This window comes from Kitasatospora cheerisanensis KCTC 2395, assembly GCF_000696185.1.
Lineage (GTDB): Bacteria > Actinomycetota > Actinomycetes > Streptomycetales > Streptomycetaceae > Kitasatospora > Kitasatospora cheerisanensis.
In genome coordinates, this window is the sequence record NZ_KK853997.1 from 2,205,075 (window position 1) to 2,226,886 (window position 21,812).

19 protein-coding genes and 1 pseudogene are annotated in these 21,812 nt (G+C 73.3%); 10 read left to right on the forward strand and 10 right to left on the reverse strand.

From position 1 onward, the window contains the following. Nucleotides 1-87 precede the first annotated feature (87 nt). The 3 genes from KCH_RS09930 to ybaK are packed head-to-tail and all read left to right on the forward strand — an operon-like array spanning nt 88 to nt 2,798. A complete protein-coding gene (locus KCH_RS09930; RefSeq protein WP_425268752.1) occupies nt 88-1,518 on the forward strand; it encodes an oxidoreductase in 1,431 nt (476 codons plus the stop codon). Nucleotides 1,519-1,566: 48 nt separating this feature from the next. Then, the gene (locus KCH_RS09935; RefSeq protein ID WP_035861571.1) at nt 1,567-2,295 is read left to right on the forward strand and encodes an LON peptidase substrate-binding domain-containing protein; all 729 of its coding nucleotides are present in this window, start codon (nt 1,567-1,569) and stop codon (nt 2,293-2,295) included. Nucleotides 2,296-2,309: 14 nt separating this feature from the next. Continuing rightward, nucleotides 2,310-2,798, forward strand: coding sequence for a Cys-tRNA(Pro) deacylase (gene ybaK, locus KCH_RS09940; RefSeq protein ID WP_035861574.1), 489 nt, complete (start codon nt 2,310-2,312; stop codon nt 2,796-2,798). Nucleotides 2,799-2,832: 34 nt separating this feature from the next. On the opposite strand, the gene KCH_RS09945 is transcribed toward ybaK, so the two are convergent. The 4 genes and pseudogenes from KCH_RS09945 to KCH_RS09960 form a co-directional block, all read right to left on the reverse strand. Continuing rightward, the gene (locus tag KCH_RS09945; RefSeq protein WP_084223423.1) at nt 2,833-3,453 is read right to left on the reverse strand and encodes a hypothetical protein; all 621 of its coding nucleotides are present in this window, start codon (nt 3,451-3,453) and stop codon (nt 2,833-2,835) included. 70 nt (nt 3,454-3,523) lie between these two features. Then, nucleotides 3,524-4,270: pseudogene (locus KCH_RS09950) on the reverse strand (ABC transporter permease); the annotation flags it as partial. A gap of 49 nt (nt 4,271-4,319) precedes the next feature. After that, entirely contained in the window at nt 4,320-5,285 is a 966-nt protein-coding gene (locus tag KCH_RS09955; RefSeq protein ID WP_035861582.1) for an ABC transporter ATP-binding protein, read from the reverse strand. 53 nt (nt 5,286-5,338) lie between these two features. Then, nucleotides 5,339-6,493 (reverse strand): NYN domain-containing protein, encoded by a 1,155-nt coding sequence (locus KCH_RS09960; RefSeq protein WP_035861585.1) that lies wholly within the window; start codon nt 6,491-6,493, stop codon nt 5,339-5,341. Between the two features lie 156 nt (nt 6,494-6,649). Between KCH_RS09960 and KCH_RS09965 the strand changes: the two genes are divergently transcribed. Then, nucleotides 6,650-7,426, forward strand: coding sequence for a hypothetical protein (locus tag KCH_RS09965; protein WP_157031978.1), 777 nt, complete (start codon nt 6,650-6,652; stop codon nt 7,424-7,426). Between the two features lie 51 nt (nt 7,427-7,477). Here the strand turns inward: KCH_RS09965 and KCH_RS09970 are convergent, their stop codons facing one another. Continuing rightward, the gene (locus KCH_RS09970) at nt 7,478-8,506 is read right to left on the reverse strand and encodes an aspartate-semialdehyde dehydrogenase (RefSeq protein WP_035861591.1); all 1,029 of its coding nucleotides are present in this window, start codon (nt 8,504-8,506) and stop codon (nt 7,478-7,480) included. Nucleotides 8,507-8,656: 150 nt separating this feature from the next. Continuing rightward, nucleotides 8,657-9,484 carry a dihydrodipicolinate synthase family protein gene (locus KCH_RS09975; RefSeq protein WP_035871396.1) on the reverse strand — a complete coding sequence of 276 codons (828 nt, stop codon included), beginning with the start codon at nt 9,482-9,484 and terminating at the stop codon, nt 8,657-8,659. 71 nt (nt 9,485-9,555) lie between these two features. Here KCH_RS09975 and KCH_RS09980 point away from each other — a divergent pair, with 71 nt between their 5' ends. Beyond that, nucleotides 9,556-10,440: a LysR family transcriptional regulator gene (locus tag KCH_RS09980; protein ID WP_035861594.1), complete on the forward strand. Its 885-nt coding sequence runs from the start codon at nt 9,556-9,558 to the stop codon at nt 10,438-10,440. A 7-nt stretch (nt 10,441-10,447) separates the two neighbouring features. On the opposite strand, the gene KCH_RS09985 is transcribed toward KCH_RS09980, so the two are convergent. After that, nucleotides 10,448-11,302 carry an alpha/beta fold hydrolase gene (locus tag KCH_RS09985; protein WP_035861596.1) on the reverse strand — a complete coding sequence of 285 codons (855 nt, stop codon included), beginning with the start codon at nt 11,300-11,302 and terminating at the stop codon, nt 10,448-10,450. 59 nt (nt 11,303-11,361) lie between these two features. Between KCH_RS09985 and KCH_RS09990 the strand changes: the two genes are divergently transcribed. The 3 genes from KCH_RS09990 to KCH_RS10000 all read left to right on the forward strand — a co-directional run bounded on the left by KCH_RS09990 (nt 11,362) and on the right by KCH_RS10000 (nt 13,043). Then, nucleotides 11,362-11,817 (forward strand): MarR family winged helix-turn-helix transcriptional regulator, encoded by a 456-nt coding sequence (locus KCH_RS09990; RefSeq protein ID WP_051652931.1) that lies wholly within the window; start codon nt 11,362-11,364, stop codon nt 11,815-11,817. Nucleotides 11,818-11,838: 21 nt separating this feature from the next. Continuing rightward, nucleotides 11,839-12,288, forward strand: a complete 450-nt coding sequence (locus tag KCH_RS09995) for a type II toxin-antitoxin system PemK/MazF family toxin (protein WP_035861601.1) — start codon at nt 11,839-11,841, stop codon at nt 12,286-12,288. 89 nt (nt 12,289-12,377) lie between these two features. After that, nucleotides 12,378-13,043: an RDD family protein gene (locus KCH_RS10000; RefSeq protein WP_035861604.1), complete on the forward strand. Its 666-nt coding sequence runs from the start codon at nt 12,378-12,380 to the stop codon at nt 13,041-13,043. A 51-nt stretch (nt 13,044-13,094) separates the two neighbouring features. Here KCH_RS10000 and dnaE read toward each other — a convergent pair whose 3' ends face one another. Next, nucleotides 13,095-16,628 carry a DNA polymerase III subunit alpha gene (dnaE, locus tag KCH_RS10005; protein ID WP_035861607.1) on the reverse strand — a complete coding sequence of 1,178 codons (3,534 nt, stop codon included), beginning with the start codon at nt 16,626-16,628 and terminating at the stop codon, nt 13,095-13,097. Nucleotides 16,629-16,806: 178 nt separating this feature from the next. Between dnaE and KCH_RS37120 the strand changes: the two genes are divergently transcribed. Both KCH_RS37120 and KCH_RS10015 read left to right on the forward strand, forming a co-directional pair. Continuing rightward, a complete protein-coding gene (locus KCH_RS37120; RefSeq protein WP_051652932.1) occupies nt 16,807-17,547 on the forward strand; it encodes a hypothetical protein in 741 nt (246 codons plus the stop codon). Nucleotides 17,548-17,616: 69 nt separating this feature from the next. Continuing rightward, nucleotides 17,617-18,708, forward strand: a complete 1,092-nt coding sequence (locus KCH_RS10015) for a winged helix DNA-binding domain-containing protein (protein ID WP_035861611.1) — start codon at nt 17,617-17,619, stop codon at nt 18,706-18,708. A 7-nt stretch (nt 18,709-18,715) separates the two neighbouring features. On the opposite strand, the gene KCH_RS10020 is transcribed toward KCH_RS10015, so the two are convergent. Together KCH_RS10020 and KCH_RS10025 are read right to left on the reverse strand one after the other, a co-directional pair. Then, nucleotides 18,716-19,342, reverse strand: coding sequence for a dienelactone hydrolase family protein (locus KCH_RS10020; RefSeq protein WP_051652933.1), 627 nt, complete (start codon nt 19,340-19,342; stop codon nt 18,716-18,718). Nucleotides 19,343-19,414: 72 nt separating this feature from the next. Then, nucleotides 19,415-21,643: a M9 family metallopeptidase gene (locus KCH_RS10025; RefSeq protein ID WP_425268892.1), complete on the reverse strand. Its 2,229-nt coding sequence runs from the start codon at nt 21,641-21,643 to the stop codon at nt 19,415-19,417. Nucleotides 21,644-21,812 lie beyond the last annotated feature (169 nt).

Genomic DNA, 21,812 nt, shown 5'->3' on the forward strand with positions numbered 1-21,812 from the left:
CGCCGTCCGCCCGACGGGGACAGCCACGGCCCGAACGACCCGTTCACCGCCGAGGAGTGGGGGCCCGGGCGCACCGTCCGCGCCGAGGTGGTCGCCCGGCTGCTGCTGCACGGGCCGGAGCCCGTCCCCGGCCGGGTCACCGCGCTGAAGCTCACCGGCGCGCTGATCACCGGAGACCTCCGGCTGGCCGGCGGCAGCATCGGCTGCTACGTCGAGTTCCAGCTCTGCCGCTTCGACCGCAAACTGCTGATCTCCGAGGCCAACGCCAGCACCCTGCGGCTGGTCTCCTGCACCCTCCCCCGGCTGGAGGCCTCCCGGCTCGCCACCGAGGGCGACGTCCACCTCGCCCGCTGCGGCATACCCGGCGGCATCCGCCTCACCGACGCCCGCATCGGCACCGACCTGCTGCTCAACCAGTCCGCCGTCGGCCCCGACTCCTTCGGGCGCGCCGTCTCCGCCGACGGCCTCACCGTCAACCAGGACTGCGAGGCCGAACGCCTCGACCTGCTCGGCGAACTCAGCCTCCGCTCGGCCCGGATCGGCGGCCGGCTCTCGCTGCGCGGCGCCGCGCTGCGCTCCGTCCCCAACAACCCGAACGCGCTGAACGCCCCGCGGATCACCATCGGCCACACCCTGTACCTGTCCGGCTCCGACGACAGCACCTGGACCGGCTCCCGCACCGTGTACGGCTCCGGCTACGGCGAGTCCGGCGACGCCCTCGCGGACCGCACCACCCGCCACACCCCGTTCCGCGCCTGGGGCCGGGTCCGGCTCTCCGACGCCCGCTTCGACAACGCCTGCCTGATCACCGCCGCCGAGTTCCACCTCGGCCCCGGCCAGGAGCTCTCCCTCAACCGGATCCAGACCCCCGAACTGCGCTTCACCTGCGCGACCCCGCCCACCGGCACCGTCAGCCTCAACCGCGCCCGGATCGGCAACCTGGTCGACTCCCCCGGCGCCTGGCCCACCGACCAGCACGTCTCCCTCACCGGCTTCAGCTACGAGTCCCTCCGCCCGGCCTCCCCCTTCCCGCTGGAACGCCGCGTCGCATGGGTCGAGTCCGGCGCCGAGTTCCGCCCCGAGGCGTACGAGCAGCTCGCCGCCGCGCTCCGCCGGGACGGCGCCGACGAGGACGCCCGCACCGTCCTGCTCGCCAAGCAGCGCCGCCGCCGCGCCACCCTGCCGCTGCCCGGCCGGCTCTGGGGCCACCTCCAGGACGCCGCCATCGGCTACGGCTACCGCCCCGGCAGGGCCGCCGCCTGGCTGGTGCTCGCCTGGGCGCTCGGCACCCTCTACTTCCAGCACCACCCGCCGGCGGCCGTCAAGCCCGACGAGAAGGTGGTCTGGAACCCGGCCCTGTACGCCGCCGGCAAGGTCCTCCCGCTGATCGACCTCGGCCAGTCCGGCTGGAACCCCGACCACACCGGCCAGTGGGTCGCCACCGCCATGGTCCTGACCGGCTGGGTCCTCGCCACCACCGCCGTCGCGGGCGCCACCCGGCTCCTCCAGCGTGGCTAGCGGTAAGTCCGGAGCGGCGGCGGCCCCACGGGAACTACGCTGTCCGCCGTGACTGATCGGCTCCCGCTCTTCCCGTTGAACACGGTCCTGTACCCGGGCCTGGTGCTGCCCCTGCACGTCTTCGAGGAGCGCTACCGCCGCCTGGTCGCCGACCTGGAGAAGCTGCCCGAGGACGAGCCGCGCCGCTTCGGCGTGGTCGCCGTCCGGGACGGCCGGGAGACCGCACCGGTCCGCGAACTCGACGACCCCGCAGGCCCGTTGGACGGCATCGGGGCGCCCGGCGCCGACCCGCTGGACGCCCTCCACCCGGTCGGCTGCGTCGCCGACATCGCCTCCGTCCGGGAGCAGCCCGAGGGCCGCTACGAACTCCTCGTCACCGGCACCACCCGGTTCCGGCTGCGCGCGGTCGACGCCACCGGCCCCTACCTGGTCGGCGACGTCTCCGTGGTCCCCGAGCAGCCCGGCGAGGGCTCCGGCGCGCTCGCCGCCGGCGTCGAACGGGCCTTCCGCACCTACCAGAAGCGGCTGGCCGGCGCCCGCGAGGCCACCCTCAGCGGCGAACCCGAACTCCCCGACGACCCGCAGGTGCTCTCCTACCTGGTCGCCGCCGCGACCGCCCTGCCGGTGAGCGTCAAGCACGAACTGCTCGCCTGCCCCGACACCGCGCAGCGCCTCACCCGCGAGCTCGAACTGCTCCGCCACGAGAGCGCCGTGATCGCCAAGCTCCCGTCCCTGCCCGCCGTCGACCTCACCCGCCAGGCATTCAGCCCGAACTGAGGACTCCCCCGCCCATGCCCAAGAAGAAGACCGCCGGCGGCACCCCCGCCACCGTCGCCCTCGACGCCGCCGCGGTCCCGTTCACCGTCCACGAGTACGCCCACGACCCGGCCGCGAGCTCCTACGGGGCCGAGGCCGCCGAAGTCCTCGGCATCCCGCCGGAGCGCGTCTTCAAGACCCTCCTCGCCGAGACCGACGGGGCCCTCGCCGTCGCCGTCGTCCCCGTCTCCGGCCAGCTCGACCTGAAGGCGCTGGCGGCCGCGCTCGGCGCGAAGCGCGCCGCGATGGCGGACCCCGCCGCCGCCGAACGCTCCACCGGCTACGTCCTGGGCGGCATCTCCCCGCTCGGCCAGCGCAAGAAGCTCCGCACCGTCGTCGACGCCACCGCCCTCGACCACCCCACCGTCTACGTCTCCGCCGGCAAACGCGGCATGGAGGTCGAACTCGCCCCGGCGGACCTGGTCCGGCTGACGAACGCGAAGACGTGGGCGATCGGCCGGTAGTCGGGGCTGCGGGCGGGTGCGAGAACAGGGGCCCCTACTGCGCCCAGTACGGCGGCCGGTCCGGCTCCCGCTTGCCGAAGGTCGCCGACAGGGCGAGCAGCACGATGGTCGCCGTCATCGGCCACACCAGCAGCGCGCCGTGGGCGGTGAGCTCCAGCGGCCCGTCGAAGGTCCCGCCGTTGCCGACGGCGAGGGCGTGCGCGCGCAGGTCGGACGTGGGGCCGAGGCGGGTGCCGAGCTGCCAGCCGATGACGGAGCCGAGGAGGCCGCCGAGGGTGAGGCCGACGGCGACGGCGATGCCGCCGCCGCGGGCGCGGGTCCAGAGGAAGGCGCCGAGGGCGGTGAGGACGCCGAGGGCGAGGCCGAGCAGGGAGAAGACGCCGACCGCGGCGATCTGCTGTTCGCCTTCGGGGTCGCGGTAGAGGATCCGGTTGTCCTGGACCTCGAAGCCGATCCGGGGGGCGAGCCAGAGCCAGAGCAGGCCGAGGACGACGCCGAGGACCGCTCCGGCGACCGTGATGATCGCGCCGATCCGCAGTTCGGGGCCGACCGGCGGCCGCTCGACGGGGGCGGGCGCCTGGTGCGGGTGGGGCGGGGCGAACGGGTCCGACCCGGGCGGCGGCGTGTCACCCGCAGGTGTGTTCGGTACGGTCACGTCCCCATCGTTTCATGGCTGCCCCCGCCGCTGTCGATCTCCGGACGGGGCGGGGTTCCCGAACGGGGGCTCAGCGGGCGGCGCGCCGGTACGCCCACGTGGCGAGCGTCAGCGAGCCGAGGCCGACGGCGCCGCAGACGCCGAGGTCGAGCAGCACGCGGGCCCAGTCGGGCTGCGGGGCGAAGGTGAGGGCGAAGGCGTCGACGCCGTAGCTGGAGGGCAGCAGGTCGCGCAGCCACTGCACCGGGACGGGCAGCCGGGAGGCCGGCAGGACGCCCAGCAGCAGGGCCGCGGACATGCCCAGCTGTCCGGCGAGGGTGGCGAGTTCCTGTCGCGGGGCGAGGAGGCCGAGGGCCGCGCCGAGCCCGGCGAGCGCGGCGCCGGCCAGCGGGATCACGGCGAGCAGGATCCACAGCCGGCCCATCGGCAGGTCGAACATCCAGCTGCCGGCGGCGGCGGTGACGAACACGCCGGGGACGGTGAAGGAGGCGTACGCGGCGGCGGTGCCGAGGACCACGGAGGCGGGCGGGACGGGCAGCGTCGCGTAGTGGTCGAGGCCGCCGGTGTGCCGGAGCTTCCCGAAGTACTGGGCGAGCAGGTTGAGCGCGACGAAGGCGACGACCAGGACGGCGGAGCCGGACACCACGGCGTGCGCGGACGGGTTGTCGCCGGGGTCGACGACGCCGCGCATCATCACCAGGATGCCGATGGACTGGAAGGTGGCGACGAACAGCAGCGGGATCCGGGAGACCTTGGCGCGGGCCAGCTGGGCGCGGTAGACGGCGGCGAGCGCGGGCAGCAGCCGGGCGGCGGGGCCAGCGGGGCGGCCTGCGCGGTGCCGGTGGCGGCGGGGGCGTCGAGCAGGGTCATCGGGCGAGTCCTCCGTGCCGGCCGCCGAGCCGGAGGTAGGCGTCTTCCAGGGTGGGGGTGGCGAGGGTGAAGTCGTCGAGGGCGGCGAAGGCGGGCCCGGTGGTGACGGCGGCGACCAGTTCGCGGGCCTCGTCGGGGGTGGTGCGCAGGGTCCAGCGGCGGCCGGTGCGCTCGGCGCGGTCGGCGAGCGCGGCGACGGCGGGCACCTCGGTGGGGGCGTCGTGCCGCCAGACCAGGTCGAGCCGGACGTGGCCGTCGACCAGGGCCTTGAGGCCGCCGGGGGTGTCGCAGGCGATGACCTTGCCGCCGTCGACGACGGCGACCCGGTCGAGCACGGTCTCGGCCTCGATGACGTTGTGGGTGACCAGCAGGACGGTCGTGCCGCGCTCGGCGCGGCGGCGGTCGACGGCGCTCCAGACGGCGCGGCGGGCGACCGGGTCCATGCCGGTGGTGGGTTCGTCGAGGACCAGCAGCGGGCGGTCGCCGACCAGGGTGGCGGCGAAGCAGGCGAGGCGGCGCTGGCCGCCTGAGAGTTTGGCGAGCGGCCGATGGGCGAGCGGTTCGAGGCCGAGTTCGGTGATCACGTCGACGGTCTCGGTGCGGGCCTGGCGGCGGGTGAGGCCGCGGAGCCGGCCGGTGGTCTCGGCGGCGAGGGCGACGGTGAGCTCGTCGAGGGCGGTGGATTCCTGGCCGAGGTAGCCGAGCAGCCGGGCGGCCCGTTCGGGGTGGCGGACGATGTCGTGGCCGAGCAGGTCGATGCTGCCGGCGTCGGGGCGGAGCAGGCCGGTGAGCTGGCGGACCAGGGTGGACTTGCCGGCGCCGTTGGGCCCGAGCAGCCCGAAGATCTCGCCGCGTCGGACGGCGAGGTCGATGCCGTCGTTGGCCCGGACCTCGGTGCCGCCCGCCCGGTAGGTCTTGACCAGGCCGCTGACGGTGCAGCAGCCCTGAGGTGCCTTGCTCACGACGGAAGACTCTACGCGCCGTACCGGGCGTTCCGGGCACGCGGGTCGTGCGGTCAGCTGTCCTCCAGCGCCCCCTGGGGCTGCCGGGTGTCGGGGACGCGGGCGGCCAGTTCCTTCCAGAAGCCCTCGCGGATGGCGTACCGGTCCTGCTCGTCGATCTGGTCCTCCTTGTGCGCGAGCAGGCCGAACCGGGCGGCGTAGCGCAGCAGTTCGCCGTCGAGGCGGTGCGGGATGCGCGGGTGGTCGGTCCACAGCAGGGCGGGCCGGTCGGCGGGGCCGAGGCGGTCGAGCCAGCGGCGGGCGAAGACCTGGCCGACCTCCTGCGGGTCTCCGCCGACGCTGGTGAGGTCCTCCTCGCGGTCGGCCCAGCGCTGGGCGGCGGTGGTGAGGCGGTCCAGGGTGGGCAGCGCGTCGGCGGCGGTGGCGGTGTCGGCGCGGTCCAGCCAGCCGCGGTCGGAGGACCAGCGCAGCACCGGTCCGCCGAGCGCGGCGGCAGGCGGGACGACGGGTACGGGGGTGCGGCCGGCCAGGTCCTTGGGGGTGGGGATGACCCGTAACGGGGCGGGGGCGGCGGCCGCGGCGGCCGCCGCCGCGGCGCGGGGCCGGGGCGGGGCGGGCAGGACGGCGACGGGCGCGACCGCGGTGACGGGGGTGACGGGTTCGCGGGGGCGGGCCCAGCGTTCGATCCAGGCGCGGTCGAGGACCCGGCGCTCGTCGGCCTCGCCGACGAGTTCCTCGGACTGGTTGAAGTCGCCGTCGGCGGCCTCCAGCGCCCACAGGTGGACGGCGACACCGTGCTCCTTGGCGGAGGCGACGCCGGGCAGCAGGTCGCCGTCGCCGGTGACCAGGACCACGTCGGCGCAGGCGTGGTTGCGGGCGAGTTCGCTGAGTTCGGCGTGCATGGCGGCGTCCACGCCCTTCTGCACCCAGCGGCCCTCGGCCCGGGTGAGGGCGCCGAGCCGGACGGTGACCCTGGGCAGCACCCGCAGGCGGCGGTGCTCGGGCGCCGGTCTGCGGTCGATCGCGGCGTCGAACCAGTAGATCCGCAGCAGCGGGAGCCCGGTCTCCTCCTCGGCGCGCTCGCGCAGGGCGCCGATCAGCACCGGGTGGTCGACGGCGATCCGTGACCGGCCGGGTTCTCCGGCGAGCAGGCTGGCGGCGGCGCCCAGCACGTAGCCCGCGTCGACCAGGACGACGCAGCGGTCCATCTCCGGCACCTCCTCCTCGGCCCGGTGCCCGGCGGTGGGGGCCGCCCGGCGGTCCGGCCACCGTTGCGCACTCCTTTACCCGTCGTTCGCTCCGCGAACCGCGCCCGGGGGTTCCGCCGCGACCCTGGATACTGGGACATCGTGCGGAAGAGTGCGGTGGCATTGTGCGGAGTGGCGGCGGTCGGCGCGGTCGCCCTCGTCCTGGTGCCCGCGACCGTTCCGGAGACGTCCCGCGGGGACACCGCGCTGGTGTCGGTGGTGGTCAACGGCGGCCGCACGGTGGAGCTGGGCCCGACCGAGACCCGGACGTTCCCGGTCGAGGTGACGGCGACGGACCGGTCCGGCATCCGCGCGGTCGATCCGATCGGCCTGTGGGGCCCGAACTACGCGACGCTCAAGGTCGGCCCGATGACGTGCGTGCCGCTGGACGCCACCGGCACGGTGAGCCGCTGCACGGGCGAGGCGACGGCGGCGGCGACCTCCCGGGTGCTGTTCGACGACCAGGCCGGCACCTGGTTCGTGGACCTGCGGATCCGCGCCGGCGACGGCGACCGCTACGTGTCGAAGTCGGCGGGCGGTTTCTCGCTGAAGCGGACGGCGGGATTCGACGAGGTGTCCGCCCCGGCCCGCGCGGCCTCGGGCGACGCTGTCCAGGTGCAGGCCCGGCTGCGGCGCGCGATGTGGGACGAGCACGACTGGGTGCCGCAGCCGGGCACGCTGGTGTACCTGCAGTTCCGGCCGGCCGGCTCGGACACCTGGACCACCCTGTCGGCGGCGGGCACGGACGGCGAGGGCCGGGTGTCGATGCAGATGCCGGCCCGGCTGTCGGGCGCGTACCAGTGGTTCGCGCCGGGCGACAAGTGGACGGGGGCGGCCGTCTCCGCCGAGATCCCGGTCGAGGTGGACGCGGAGCCGGTGCACCCCGGGCAGTGAACGCGGAAGGGCCGCCGGGGAGTTGCCCCGGCGGCCCGTCCCGGTGGAGCGTCAGCCGCGCAGTTCGGCGGCGACCAGCTCGGCGATCTGCACCGCGTTGAGCGCGGCGCCCTTGCGCAGGTTGTCGTTGGAGAGGAACAGCGACAGGCCGTTGTCGACGGTCTCGTCCACCCGGATCCGGCCGACGTAGCTCGGGTCCTGGCCGGCGGCCTGGAGCGGGGTGGGGATGTCGGTGAGGACGACGCCGGGGGCGTCGGCCAGCAGCTCGGTGGCGCGCTCGGGGCCGATCGGGCGGGCGAAGCGGGCGTTCACCTGGAGCGAGTGGCCGGTGAAGACCGGGACGCGCACGCAGGTGCCGGAGACCTTGAGCCCGGGGATGCCGAGGATCTTGCGGCTCTCGTGGCGGAGCTTCTGCTCCTCGTCGGTCTCGTTGCTGCCGTCGTCGACCAGCGCGCCGGCGAACGGCAGCACGTTGAACGCGATCGGCCGCTTGTAGACGCCCGGCTCGGGGTACTCGACGGCCGCGCCGTCGTGCACCAGCGCGGTCGCGCCGTCGACGACCTTGCGGGCCTGCTCGTGCAGCTCGGAGACGCCGGCCAGGCCGGAGCCGGAGACCGCCTGGTAGGTGGAGACCACCAGCGAGACCAGCTCGGCCTCGTCGTGCAGCGGCCGCAGCACGGGCATCGCGGCCATCGTGGTGCAGTTGGGGTTGGCGATGATGCCCTTGGGGCGCTCGGCGACGGCCGCGGGGTTGACCTCGGCGACGACCAGCGGGACGTCGGGGTCGCGGCGCCAGGCGGAGGAGTTGTCGATGACGACGGCTCCGGCCTCGGCGACCTTCGGGGCGAGGGCCTTGGAGGTGGACCCGCCGGCGGAGAAGATCACGATGTCGAGGCCGCGGTAGTCGGCCGTGGCGGCGTCCTCGACGGTGACCTCGGTGTCCTTCCACGGCAGGGTGCGTCCGGCCGAGCGGGCCGAGGCGAACAGCCGCAGCTCCTGAACAGGGAAGTCGCGCTCCGCCAGGATCTCGCGGACCACGCCGCCGACCTGACCGGTGGCTCCTACGATGCCGACCTTCATCCGTCTCCTCCTCCTACGTGTTTCCCAGCAATCATGCCTTGTCAGAGGGGGTGCGCGCGGTGCCGTCCCAAGGCGTGAACTTCTGCCGTCCGGCGCGGCAATCCCTCCGGTCCGGCCGCGTCCGGGCCGGAAATTCTCCCGTCGGGCGGGTCAGTGGTGGGCGAGCAGCGGCAGCCGCACCGCGGGGGTGGGGATGCGGCCGGCCCGGTGCAGCAGGGCCTTGAGCGCGGTCGGGTTGGGTCCGGCGAACGCGGCCCGGGACACCTCGGCCAGTTCGGCTCCCAGCTTGCGGGCCAGCGGCACGTCGCCGTCCGCCCAGGCCCGGTGCAGGTCGACGAAGCGGGCGGTCTCCAGGTGCGCGGAGGCGAGGATGCCGCCGTCGGCACCGAGCGCGAGCAGCGGGGACAGGAACAGGTCGTCGCCCGCCATGACGCCGCGCGGTTCGGCGGCCAGCAGCGCGATCGTCTGCTCGTCGAGGCCGCCGGGCGCGTACTTGAGGCCCGCGACCTGCGGCAGCGCCAGCAGCTCCAGCAGGGCGCCGGCGCCGAGCGGCTGCCCGGTGCGGTACGGGATGTGGTAGATCACCAGCGGCACGGGGCTGCCGGCGGCCAGCTCGCGGAAGTGCGCGAGCACCCCGGCCTCGCCGGGGCGGACGAAGGCGGGGACGGCGACCAGGGCGGCGTCGGCCCGGCCCTCCAGTCGGCCCAGCGCCTCGGCGGTGCGGGCGGTGCCGCCGTGGCCGGCGCCGACGGTGAGCACGGCGCCGTGCTCGGCGGTGACGCGGCGGCAGAGTTCGACCACCGCGTCCTGTTCGGCGTCGGTGAGCGAGCCGGGTTCGCCGGTGGTGCCGAGGGCGACCAGTCCGGCGGCGCCGGCGTCCAGGCTGTCGCGGGCCAGCTGCTCCAGGGCGTCGAGGGCGACGGCGCCGTCGGCGGTGAAGGGCGTGACCAGCGGGACGTGGATGCCGTGGAGTTCCATGGGGGAAGCGTGCCGGGCGCCGACCGTGCGGGTCCAGTTCACATTTCCGATGCTTCTCATAAGCTGGGCCGATGCTCGATGTGCGACGACTGCGGCTGCTGCGCGAACTGGCCCACCTGGGGACGATCGCGGCGGTGGCGGAGGCCCTGGCGTTCAGTCCTTCGGCGGTGTCCCAGCAGCTGTCGGTGCTGGAGCGGGAGGCGGGGGTGCCGCTGCTGGAGCGGACCGGGCGGCGGGTGGCGCTGACCCCGGCGGGCCGGAACCTGGTGCGGCACACCGAGGCGGTGCTGGAGCTGCTGGAGCGGGCGGACGCCGAGCTGGCGCACGCCCGCCGCGGCCTGGCCGGCCCGCTGCGGATCGGCGCCTACCCGTCCGCGGTGCGCGCCCTGGTGCCCGCCGCGCTCGCCGAACTGGCTTCCCGACACCCGGAGCTGGAGGCGATGGTGAGCGAGGTGGACCCGGCGGCGGTGGCGGCGGCGCTGCGCGCGGGCGAGCTCGACCTGGCACTGGTGCACGAGTACGACCTGGTGCCGGGCGAGCCGGAGGAGGGCATCGCGCTGACCGGCCCGGTGTTCGCCGAGCCGCTGTACCTGGCGGCCCGCTCCCCCGGCACGCTCGCCGACCACCGGGGCAGCCCGTGGATCACCGCCCCGGCCGGCACGCTCTGCCACGAGATGACCCAACGGGCCTGCCAGGCCGCCGGGTTCAGCCCCCGGATCCGGCACCGGGTGGACGACTTCGCGGCCCAGCTGGCGCTGGTGGCGGTCGGCCAGGGCGTGGCGCTGGTGCCGCACCTGGGCACCGGCGACTGCCCGCCGGGCGTGTCGCTGACCCGCCTGCCGGTCTACCGCCGGACCCGCACCGCGTTCCGTGCGGGCGCGGCGGCGCACCCGGCGGTGGCGGCGTTCGCGGCGGCCCTGCACACGGCGGTGCCGGCCGAGCTGCGGACGGCCTGACGGCCCGTCAGCTTTCGGCGAACTCCCGCACTGCGTGCCAGACTTCGGCGGGCCGCTCCTCCTGCATGAAGTGCCCGCCGCCCTCGATCAGGCCGGTGCTGAGCGCCCGCACCCCGGCCTCCCGCAGGCCGGCCGCGTAGGCGTCGAGGTCGACGGGTTCGCGGGTGCCGCGCAGGTAGAGCAGCGGGGTGTCGACGGGGCCGGCGGCGGCCGAGTCGGCGTTGTCGCGGGCGTCCTGCGCGAGGGCCCGGTAGAGGTCGAACCCGGCGGTGAGCTGCGGCAGTTCGCGGTAGGCGGCGGCCTGTTCGGCGCGGGACCCGGGGGTGATCCGGTCGGGGTCGGCGGACAGCACCCGGCGGAAGTGGTCGAAGTACGCCTGCTGGCGTCCGTCGACCAGGAGCTCGGGCAGGTCGGGGACGGCGTGCAGGCCGAAGTGCCAGATGTGCGGGTTGCGCAGCACCTGCTCCCAGGGGGCGACGCCGGGCAGCACGGTGTTCATCACCACCACCCGGTCGACGGCGTCGTGGCGGCGCAGGTAGGCGTAGGCGGCCATGCCGCCGGCGTCGTGGCCGACCAGGGTGGCGCCGGTGAGGCCGAGTTCGCCGATCAGGGTGTGCACGGCGGCGGCGATCCGCCGCTTGGAGCCGCCGGTGGAGCCGGTGGAGCGGCCGATGCCGGGCAGGTCGACGGCCAGCAGGCGGGCGTCCCGGCCGGCCGCGGCCATCACGGGCCGCCAGCTGCGGGAGGACTCGGGCCAGCCGTGCAGCAGCAGGAAGGGCCGGCCGTCGGGGTCGCCGGATTCCACGACGTGCAGGGAGAGTTCGCCAACGGGCACCTGACGGCGCCTCAGTTCGATCGACATGCGACATGTCTACCAAAAGACATGGATCATGTCGATCACCGGCCGTCTAGGCTGGCGGCATGACAGACGACCGCCCGGCCTGGGAGCGCGGCACCGGCTTCCTGCTGGCCCGGCTCGGCTCGCTCACCGCCCGCTCCTGGACGGCCTTCCTCGGCGAGCACCGGCTGACCCAGGCCCAGTACGCGGTGCTGGTCGCGCTCGGGCGGCACGGGCCGGTCGGCCAGGGCCGGCTGGCCGAACTGGTGGCCGTGGACGCCCGCAACCTGGTGTCGGTGCTCGACGGCCTGACGGACCGCCGGCTGCTGGAGCGCCGCCCGCACGACACCGACGGCCGCCGCCGGGTGGTCGCGCTGACCGCCGACGGGCGCGCCCTGGCCGACGGCCTGGCCGCCGCGGCCGCCGCCGAGCAGGACCGCTTCCTGGCCGCGCTGCCGCCGGCCGACCGCACCCGCCTGAACCGGCTGCTCCAGCGCCTCTACGACGCCCAGCTGACCGGCCCCGACCGGGGGGCTTGAACCGGTCGATAGCCTTCCGCCATGCATGAGTTGAACGAGCAGACGGAGCAGCCCGGCCGGTTCGGCACGGCTGCCACGGTGGAGATCGAGGCCGAGCGGGTCCGCGGCGTGCGCACCGAGTACGCACCGGACCACGACGGCGACCCGGACCCGGGCGAGATCGTCTGGACCTGGGTGCCGTTCGAGGAGAACGACGGCCGCGGCAAGGACCGTCCGGTGCTGGTGGTGGCCCGGGAGCGGGCCGGCACGCTGCTGACGGTGATGCTGTCCAGCAAGGGCCACGACCGCGACCCGGACTGGGTGCCGCTCGGCGCCGGGCCGTGGGACCGCAGCGGCCGGGACTCCTGGGTCGCCCTGGACCGGGTGTTCCGGGTGCACGACGGCGGGATGCGGCGCGAGGCCTGTGCCCTGGACCGGGCCCGTTTCCAGCTGGTCGTCGACTCGTTGAGGCACCGTTACGGCTGGCACTGAGTAACGATTGTCGGATGGTCTTACACAGTCTGCCCTCAACCGGGTACAACGGCTCCAGCATCCCCAACAGTTGACCTGGAGTCGGACGCATGAGCAGCAACACCCCTCCTGGCTACGGGCCTCAGGACCCGTACGGCCAGAACCCGTACGGCCAGCAGCAGCCCCCGGCCGGCGGCGGCTACGGCGCGCCGACGCCGCCGCCCCCGCCGCCGGGCTACGGCGAGCAGCAGCCGGGGTACGGCGCCCAGCCCGGCTACGGGCAGCCGGGCTACGGCGCTCCGCAGGCCCAGTGGCCGGGCTGGCTCGCCCCGACCCCGCCGCCCGGCATGCAGCCGGCGCCGGGCACCCGGGTGCTGGCCTCGTTCGGCGACCGCTTCCTGGCGCGCCTGATCGACTGGGCGGTGCTGCTGATCCCGATCGCCGTGGTGTTCTCGATCGCGCCGAGCCTGTTCGTCTACTACCTGCTGATCGCGGTGGTCTACGCCGGCTACGACGCGGCGATGATGCTCACCCAGCACGGCCAGACCGTCGGCAAGAAGGTCATGAAGCTGCGGGTGGTCAGCCTGGCCCACGGCGGCCGTCCGACCGACAACGAGATCTGGACCCGCGCCGGGGTCTGGGGCGGCCCGATCCTGGTTCCGGTCGTCGGCGGCCTGGTCGCCCTGCTGAACGGCCTGTGGCAGCTGTGGGACAAGCCGCTGCAGCAGGCGTTGCACGACAAGGTCGGCAAGACCGTGGTGGTCAAGGAGTACTGACCGGGCGTCAGCAGTGGAGGCCCCCGCCGCGGTGCGGCGGGGGCCTCCGGGTCAGCCGGCCAGGCAGCTCGGGCCGAGCAGCTGCTTGAGGTCGCCGAACAGCGCGGGGTCGGACTTCACCCGGTGCCGGTCCAGGCGCAGCACCACGGTCCTGGTCCGCCCGCGCAGGTGGACGTGCACCTCGGTGCTGCCCTTGTGGTGGGTGAGCACCTCGCCGAGCCGGCCGACGATCGGCGGGGTGAGCTTGTTCTCCGGCACGGTGATCACGATCGGCAGCTGCGCGCCGACGTTGGACAGGTCGGGCACCGAGAGCTCCATGCCCATCAGCCGCGGCACGTCCTCCCGTTTGTCGAGCTTGCCACGGACGAACACCACGGCGTCCTCGACCAGTTGGGAGGAGACCAGCTGGTAGCTGGCGGGGAAGAACATGCAGTCGATGGAGCCCGCCAGGTCCTCGACGGTGGCGATCGCCCAGGCGTTGCCCTGCTTGGTCATCTTGCGCTGGAGGCCGGAGATGATGCCGCCGATGGTGACGATGGCGCCGTCGGGGCGCTCGGCGAGGTCGGCGACCGCGCAGTCCGCCTTGTCGGCGAGCACGTGCTCGATGCCGTGCAGCGGGTGCGAGGAGACGTACAGGCCGAGCATCTCGCGCTCCTGGGTGAGCAGGAAGGACTTCTCCCACTCCTCCTCGGAGAACACCACGTCCAGGCCGAAGCTCGGCTCGTCGGAGACGCTGTCGCCGCCGAAGAGGTCGAACTGGCCCTCCGCCTCCTTGCGCTTGATGCTGACCACGTTGTCGATCATCGGCTCGAACTGGGCGGTCAGGCCCTTGCGGGTGTGGCCGAGGGAGTCGAACGCGCCGGCCTTGATGAGGGATTCGACGGTGCGCTTGTTGCAGACCACGGCCTCGACCTTGTCGAGGAAGTCGGGGAACGAGGCGTACTTCCCCTTGGCCCTGCGGGTGCGGATCATCGACTCCACCACCGGCCCGCCGACGTTGCGGATCGCGGTCAGCCCGAACCGGACGGTCTCGCTGCCGTGCGGGGTGAAGTCGGCGTCGGACTCGTTGACGTCCGGCGGCAGCACCTGGATGCCCATCTTGCGGCACTCGTTGAGGTAGACCGCGGACTTGTCCTTGTCGTCCTTGACCGAGGTGAGCAGCGCCGACATGTACTCGGCCGGGTAGTTGGCCTTGAGGTAGGCGGTCCAGTAGGAGACCAGGCCGTAGCCGGCGGTGTGCGCCTTGTTGAAGGCGTAGCCGGAGAACGGCACCAGCACGTCCCACACGGCCTGGATCGCGGCGTCCGAGTAGCCGCGTTCGCGGCAGCCCTTCTGGAAGGGGACGAACTCGGCCTCCAGGATCTCCTTCTTCTTCTTGCCCATGGCGCGGCGCAGCAGGTCGGCCTGGCCGAGCGAGTAGCCGGCCAGGATCTGCGCGGCCTTCTGCACCTGCTCCTGATAGACGATCAGGCCGTAGGTCGGCTCCAGGATCTCCCGCAGCGGCTCCTCCAGCTCCGGGTGGATCGGGGTGATCTCCTGCTGGCCGTTCTTGCGCAGCGCGTAGTTGGTGTGCGAGTTGACGCCCATCGGGCCCGGCCGGTACAGCGCCAGGACGGCGGAGATGTCCTCGAAGTTGTCGGGCTTCATCAGGCGCAGCAGCGAGCGCATCGGGCCGCCGTCGAGCTGGAAGACGCCGAGCGTGTCGCCGCGGGCGAGGAGTTCGTAGGCGGGCTTGTCGTCCAGCGGCAGCTGGAGCAGCTCGATCTTGACGCCCTTGTTCTTCTCGATCGCCTTGACGGCGTCGTCCATGATCGTCAGGTTGCGCAGTCCGAGGAAGTCCATCTTGAGAAGGCCGAGGCCCTCGCAGGTGGGGTAGTCGAACTGGGTGATGGTGACGCCGTCGGTGTGCCGGGTCCACACCGGGATGTGGTCGGTGAGCGGCTCGGCGGACATGATGACGCCGGCCGCGTGCACGCCCGGCTGGCGGATCAGGCCCTCGATGCCGCGCGCGGTGTCGATCACCTTGCGGACGTCGGGGTCGTTCTCGTAAAGGCCGCGGATCTCGCCGGCCTCGCCGTAGCGGGGGTGCGAGGAGTCGGTGATGCCGGACAGCGGGATGCCCTTGCCCATGACGTCCGGCGGCATCGCCTTGGTGATCCGGTCGCCCATCGCGTACGGGTAGCCGAGGACCCGCGAGGAGTCCTTGATGGCGGCCTTCGCCTTGATGGTGCCGTACGTGACGATCATGGCGACCTTGTCGGAGCCCCACTTCTCCGTCACGTAGCGGATCACGTCGCCGCGCCGGCGCTCGTCGAAGTCGATGTCGACGTCGGGCATGGAGATGCGCTCGGGGTTGAGGAAGCGCTCGAAGATCAGGCCGTGCGGGATCGGGTCGAGGTCGGTGATGCCCATCGCGTAGGCGACCAGCGAGCCGGCCGCGGAGCCTCGGCCGGGGCCGACCGCGATGCCCTGGCTCTTGGCCCACATGATGAAGTCGGCGACCACGAGGAAGTACGCCGGGAACCCCATCTGGATGATGGTGTCCATCTCGTACTCGGCGAGCTTCTTGTGCTCGTCGTCGTAGCCGTTCGGGAACCGCCAGTCCATGCCCTCCCAGACCTTGGACTTGAAGAAGTCCGCCTCGGACGCGAAGCCCTCCGGGATGGGGAAGCGCGGCATCAGGTTCTTGAACTCGAACATGCCGGTGGTGTCGACCCGCTGGGCGACCAGCAGCTGGCTGTTGCGGCAGCCCTCCTGCCAGATGTCGGAGGAGTCCAGGCCGTACATCTCGGCGGCCGACTTGATGTAGTAGCCGGTGCCGTCGAACCGGAAGCGGTCCGGGTCGGAGAGGTTCTTGCCGGTCTGCACGCACAGCAGCAGGTCGTGGGCGCCGGCGTCGGCCTCGGTGGTGTAGTGCGAGTCGTTGGTGACCACCGGCGGGATGTTCAGCTTCCGGCTGATCTCGACCAGGCCGTCGCGGACCCGCTTCTCGATGTCGAGGCCGTGGTCCATCAGCTCCAGGAAGTAGTTCTCCTTGCCGAAGATCTCCTGGTACTCGGCAGCCGAGCGGACCGCCTCGTCGAACTGGCCGAGCCGCAGCCGGGTCTGCACCTCGCCGGACGGGCAGCCGGTGGTGGCCATCAGGCCGGCCGCGTGCTCGGCGATGATCTCCTTGTCCATCCGGGGCCACTTCACCAGCCAGCCCTCCGCGTAGGAGCGGGAGGTCAGCTTGAAGAGGTTGTGCAGGCCCTCCTTGTTCCGGGCCCAGATGGTCTTGTGGGTGTACGCGCCGGACGCCGAGACGTCGTCCTTCTTCTGGTGCGGCTGGCCCCACAGCACGCGCTTGGTGTTGGTCCGGGAGTCCGGCGCGACGTACGCCTCGATGCCGATCACCGGGGTGATGCCGGCGGCGGTGGCCTGCTTGTGGAACTCGGCCGCGCCGTACATGTTGCCGTGGTCGGTCATCGCGACGTGGCTCTGGCCCAGCCGCTCGACCTCCTTGAACAGCTGCTTCAGCCGGGCGGCACCGTCCAGCATCGAGTACTCGGTGTGGACGTGCAGGTGCGCGTACGGCTGGTCGCTCAAGGCGGGGCCTCCGGGGTCCTGAAGGGGGCTGAAACGCGTATGGTCCGAGCCACCACCTGGGCTCGGACCACGGCTTCCGGGATCGCGGGTCCGAGTCTAGTCCCTGCCGACCCGCTCCCCCCGCAGGCATGGAGGCGCTAACCTCCGACCACCAGACGGTTACGGGAGGGGACCCGCCATGGCCTTCGTCCAACCACCGCCGCCGGCGCCGCGCGCCGGGGCCCGCGGACTGCCCGGGATCGGCGTGCTGCTGCTGATCCAGGTCGTCGTGGAACTCGCGATCCTCGGCTACGACCTGAGCCAGGCCGGTGTGCACTACCTGCCGATCGCGCTCGGCGTGCCGCTCGACGCCCAGTACTTCGTGCCCGCCCCGGTCATGTTCACCGGCCTCGACACCGCGCTGGTGGTCGCCTCGCTGGTGCTGGCCTTCGCCGCGTTCGGCCGCCGCCCGTGGGCCAGGGCCGGCGCCGTCGTCGCCTGCGGCCTCAAGGGCTACATCGCGGCGACCGGCCTGATCACCCTGCTGATCCGCGACTCGGACGTCCTGCTGGACCGGGGCTTCGCCTGGACGCTGCTCTCCGCGACCATGGTGGTGAACGTCCTGATCGCGCTGGTCGTGGCGCTGGTGGCGGTCGCCGGCCGGGAGCCGTCGACGCCGGTGGCCGGCCCGTACGGGAACCGGCCCCCGTTGCAGTCCGGCTGGGGCGTGCCCCACCAGCCGCCCGCCCCGGCGGCGGGGTACCAGCCGCCGTACCCCGGGCAGCAGCCGCACACCCCGCCGCCGCCCCGGCAGCAGCCGCAGCACCCGCCGGTGGACCGGCCGCAGCAGCCCGCGGCCGAGCCCGGCGCCGCGTACGCCTACCCCCCGCCGCCGCCCGCCCCGCCCGCCCCGCCCGCGCAGCCGCCCGGCCTGTCCTGACGGGTTGTTACAGTGCCCGCCGTCGGCTCCCGCGCCCGGGGGCCGACGGCGACGAGAGGGGATCCGGCGATGCCCGCCGAACGCACGCTGTCCGACCGGGAGTTGACGGTCCGGTACTTCGAGCGGCAACTGCTGGACCGGGGCACGCCGATGCCCGCCGCCGAGGGCGTGCGCCGGCTGGCCGCCCTGCAGGCGCAGTACTCGCCCTCGCCGCACCTGGCGCTCTGGTCGCGGCTGCCGGGCTTCACCACCGCCGAGCTGGACGCGGCGCTGCTCGACGGCAGCGTGGTGAAGTCGACGCTGATGCGCGGCACCCTGCACCTGGTGCCGGGCGAGGACTACGGCCACCTGGCCGCCGCCTGGCGCCGCCAGTGGCTGACCTCGCTGCGCGGCCGGCACCGGACCGCCGGCCTGGACGAGGAGCGACTGGCGGCCGGACTGCGGGAGTTCACCGCCGTGCCGCGCAGCGCGCAGGAGCTGCGGGAGCGGGTGGCGGAGCTGTCCGGCGGCCGGGTCCGCACCGAGGACCTGCTGCACTACGCGCGGGCGCTGCTGCCGCTGGTGCACGTCGCCCCGTCCGGACACTGGCGCTCCCACGGGAAGCCGCAACTGGTGCTGTGGCCCGGCGAGTTGCCGCCCGAGCCGGCCGCCACCGCCCGGCTGGTGCGCCGCTACCTGGCCGCGTTCGGGCCGGCCTCGCGGGCCGACGCCGCGCACTTCACCGGCCTGCCGCTGCGCCGGCTCGACCCGGCGCTCGCCGAGCTGGGCGGGCTGACGGCGTACCGGGCGGAGGACGGCCGGGAGCTGCTGGACCTGCCCGACGCCCCGCCGCCCGGCGACCCGGACCGCACCCTGCCGGTGCGCTTCCTGCCGAAGTGGGACGCCGCGCTGCTCTCGCACGCCGACCGCACCCGGATGCTGCCCGCCGACCTGCTGCCGCAGGTCTACCGGGCGGTGAACGGCACCCTGCTGGCCTCCTACCTGGTGGACGGCCTGGTCGCCGGGACGTGGAGCCACAGCTGCACCCGGGGCGCCGCGCAGCTCACCCTGAGCCCGCTGGTGGAGCACGGCGCCCGGCCCGAGCTGGTCGCGGAGGGGGAACGGCTGCTGGCGTTCCTGGAGCCGGCCGCGACCGCCCGGACGGTGGTCTTCTCCGCCTGACCCGGCGTCAGCCCTGCTGCTGGTCCAGCTCGGCGAGGAAGTCCAGCGCGGCCGCCCAGGTCCGCTCGGTCGCCTCGGCGTCGTGGTCGGGCAGCTCGGGGTCGGTGTACAGGTGCCCGGCGCCGCGGTAGCGGTGCACCTCGACGTCGGCGCCGGCCCGGGTCATCAGCAGGTACCAGGTGTTCAGCCAGTCCTCGGACTCGAAGGCGTCCGGCTCGGCCACGTGCAGCTGCACCGGGATGCCGGTGGCGGCGTCCTCGCGCAGGTCGGAGGTGCCGTGCAGGAGCAGCAGGCCGCGGGCCTGCTCGTCGGCGAGGGCCAGGTTCTGCGCGAGCGAGCCGCCGAGCGAGAACCCTGCGTACACCAGGCCGTTCTCGGCGGGCAGCAGCGGGGCGACGGCGGTGACGGCGCGGCGCAGCAGTTCGTCGTTGCCGACCTCGTCGCGGTACGCCATGCCCTCCTCCAGCTCGTCGAAGGTGCGGCCCTCGTACAGGTCGGGGGTGTGCACGGTGTGCCCGGCGGCGCGCAGCCGGTCGGCGGCCCGGTGCACGGCGGGGCGCAGGCCGTACGCGGAGTGGAACAGGACGATCTCGGCCACGGGTGGCTCCTCGGTACTGGGTGCTCGACCCTCCATGATCTCCCATCCCGGAACGCGCCGGGGCCCGGCCCACCGGTGGGTGGGCCGGGCCGTTCGGTTCGGCGGGGGTCAGAACGAGGTGCTGACCGACGCTCCGTCGAAGCCCTGCTGGGCGTACAGGCTGATGTAGTTGTAGCCCGCGGGCGGGTTGCTGATGGTCAGGGTCTCGCTGTTGCCGCTGTTGGTGGACTTGGCGTTGTAGGAGCCGGTGGTGGCCCAGTTGCTGCCGTTGTAGTACAGGTCGGCGTTGCCGGTGCCGCCGGTGGCGGTGATGGTCAGGCTGGTGGTGCCGGCCGGCACCCACAGGTAGAAGTACTGGTAGTTCTGGACGGTGGCGGCGAGGTTGGAGCGGCCGCAGTTCTGGCCGAGCTGGCGGGTGTCGGCGCCGGTGCACTCGGGGAGGGTGGGCACCGTCGGGGCGCCGCAGTTGCCGCCGTTGCAGGCGGTCAGCCAGGCGTTGAAGTCGGCGTCGTAGCGGGTGCCGATGGTGGTCTTCAGGATGGTGCGGGCGCCGTTCCAGTCGCCGGCGCGGTACTTGGCGAGCACGGCGTCCATGTCGGCGCGGTGCGACTGGAGCATGTAACGGACGGCCAGGTAGCCCCAGTTGTAGACCCGGGTCTGGTCGGCGTTGTCGTAGGTGGTGTCGAACAGGGTGGACAGCGCGTAGGTGTGCTTCCCCGCCTCGGCGATCGCGTCGGTGTACTCGACGCCCCGGTAGGCGTAGGAGATGTACTCGGCGAAGCCCTCGACCCACCAGACGGTCGGGGTGGTCATGCCGGCGTCGAAGTCGCCGTACATGTCGAACCGGCCGTCGAGGTAGTGGGTGTACTCGTGGTTGAGGTTCCAGATCTGGAAGTCCGGACGCAGCCACTCGGCCTCGTGGGCGATGAACCGCGGCTGGTTGCCGGCCGCGTCCGGCTTGCCCTCCAGGTACATGCCGCCGTTGTCGGTGGAGATGTCGTAGATGGTGCCGGCGTACAGCTTGTAGTCGTTGCTGGAGTGGAACACCACCACCTCGATGGTGGAGTTGTTGTCGTTGGCGACCGCGCCCTTGTCCCGGGTCACGCCGTGGAAGAAGGCGTCCTGGCCCTTGAGGCTGGTGCAGGCGGTGTTCAGCTGATCGGCCGTCAGCGCCTGGGCGATGATCTTGATGCTGGGGCTGCAGGTGTAGTTGACCGTCAGCACCGCGGCCTTCAGGCGGCTCGGCAGGTCGCAGGTGCCGTAGAAGGCGCAGTTGGCCTTGTCGTAGGCGTCGGTCATCTCGGCGGAGACCGCCCACATGGTGGCGGTGCGCCCGGTGATCGAGCTCTGGTCCAGCAGGCTCTTCACCAGCGGCCGGACCTTGGCCTGCATCGCCGGGTACTGGAGGAAGCGCCCGAGCTCGCGGCCCGAGTTGACGACGATGAAGTCGCTGTCGCCGCCGAGCAGCGCGTTGTTGCGGGTGGCGAACGCCTGCAGGGCGTCCAGCACGCTCGGGTCGGCCTGCACGGCGGGCAGGAAGTCGCTGTTCTGGTGGCCGCGCCACAGCACCGTGTACACGGCGTTGACGGCGTTGCGCATGTTCCAGTTCGAGTCGTAGCTGCTGTCGTAGGCGTTCAGCAGCCGCTTCACCACCGACAGGTAGCGGGCGTTCTCGGCCGCGCTGTCGATCAGGGTGACGGCCTCGCCCAGCGTGAGGCCGTTGACGTCGCTCACGTCCTGCGAGTGCGAGGAGGCGAAGAACCGGTCCAGGCCGCCCTCGATCGCGGTCTTGAGGCTGCTGCCGTAGGTGCCCACCACGTCCGGGTTGTACCACTGCACGTAGTAGCCGGCCCGCAGGTACAGCACGATCTGGAGCGCCGAAGTGGAGTTGTCGCCGGGGTAGTTGGCGGAGACGTCGCGCAGCGCGTTGGCCACCGTCACCATCTGCGACTCGTTGAACGCCAGCTTCGCGTCGTTCCCCTTGAGCTGGAACAGGGTGTTGACGCACTCCGAACTGGCGGACTTGATCTGGGTGACCAGCGCGCTGCCGGTCTTCCCGGTGAAGTCGGCGATGTTGCAGGCGGCGGCCGCCGCCAGGGACTTGGCCGCCGGTGCGGCCGGCTCGCCGCCGGACAGCAGCGGCGGGCTCTTGCTGGCGTCCGCCCGCACCTCGCGGTCGGAGTCCTTGCGGCGCTCGGACTCGGCGGAGCTGCGCGGCGCCGACTTCGACGCCTTCGCGGGCTTCGCCGACCGGTCACCGGCGGGGGCGGCGGCCGCCCGGGCGCCCGGCACGAAGGCGGCCAGGAATCCGAGGGCCAGACAGAGGGAGAGCAGCAGACTCAACGTTCGCGCGGGGGACGCGAGCGATATCCGGAAGGTTCGCACGTGGGGGCCTCCGGGCCGATATGACGCCGCGCGTAGGGGGCGCGGCGGAGGGGTGGGAGACCGTCGAGACACCGCTCGGCGGCCGGTGACATGTACAATTGCACATGTCACCTCACGCCGG

Bases quoted from the DNA above. Each gene is read 5' to 3' on its own strand.
- ybaK (WP_035861574.1), top strand. From the start codon at position 2,310: ATGCCCAAGAAGAAGACCGCCGGCGGCACCCCCGCCACCGTCGCCCTC.
- KCH_RS09960 (WP_035861585.1), bottom strand. From the start codon at position 6,493: ATGGACCGCTGCGTCGTCCTGGTCGACGCGGGCTACGTGCTGGGCGCC.
- KCH_RS09970 (WP_035861591.1), bottom strand. From the start codon at position 8,506: ATGAAGGTCGGCATCGTAGGAGCCACCGGTCAGGTCGGCGGCGTGGTC.
- KCH_RS09975 (WP_035871396.1), bottom strand. From the start codon at position 9,484: ATGGAACTCCACGGCATCCACGTCCCGCTGGTCACGCCCTTCACCGCC.
- KCH_RS09980 (WP_035861594.1), top strand. From the start codon at position 9,556: ATGCTCGATGTGCGACGACTGCGGCTGCTGCGCGAACTGGCCCACCTG.
- KCH_RS09985 (WP_035861596.1), bottom strand. From the start codon at position 11,302: ATGTCGATCGAACTGAGGCGCCGTCAGGTGCCCGTTGGCGAACTCTCC.
- KCH_RS09990 (WP_051652931.1), top strand. From the start codon at position 11,362: ATGACAGACGACCGCCCGGCCTGGGAGCGCGGCACCGGCTTCCTGCTG.
- KCH_RS09995 (WP_035861601.1), top strand. From the start codon at position 11,839: ATGCATGAGTTGAACGAGCAGACGGAGCAGCCCGGCCGGTTCGGCACG.
- KCH_RS10000 (WP_035861604.1), top strand. From the start codon at position 12,378: ATGAGCAGCAACACCCCTCCTGGCTACGGGCCTCAGGACCCGTACGGC.
- KCH_RS37120 (WP_051652932.1), top strand. From the start codon at position 16,807: ATGGCCTTCGTCCAACCACCGCCGCCGGCGCCGCGCGCCGGGGCCCGC.
- KCH_RS10015 (WP_035861611.1), top strand. From the start codon at position 17,617: ATGCCCGCCGAACGCACGCTGTCCGACCGGGAGTTGACGGTCCGGTAC.
- KCH_RS10020 (WP_051652933.1), bottom strand. From the start codon at position 19,342: ATGGAGGGTCGAGCACCCAGTACCGAGGAGCCACCCGTGGCCGAGATC.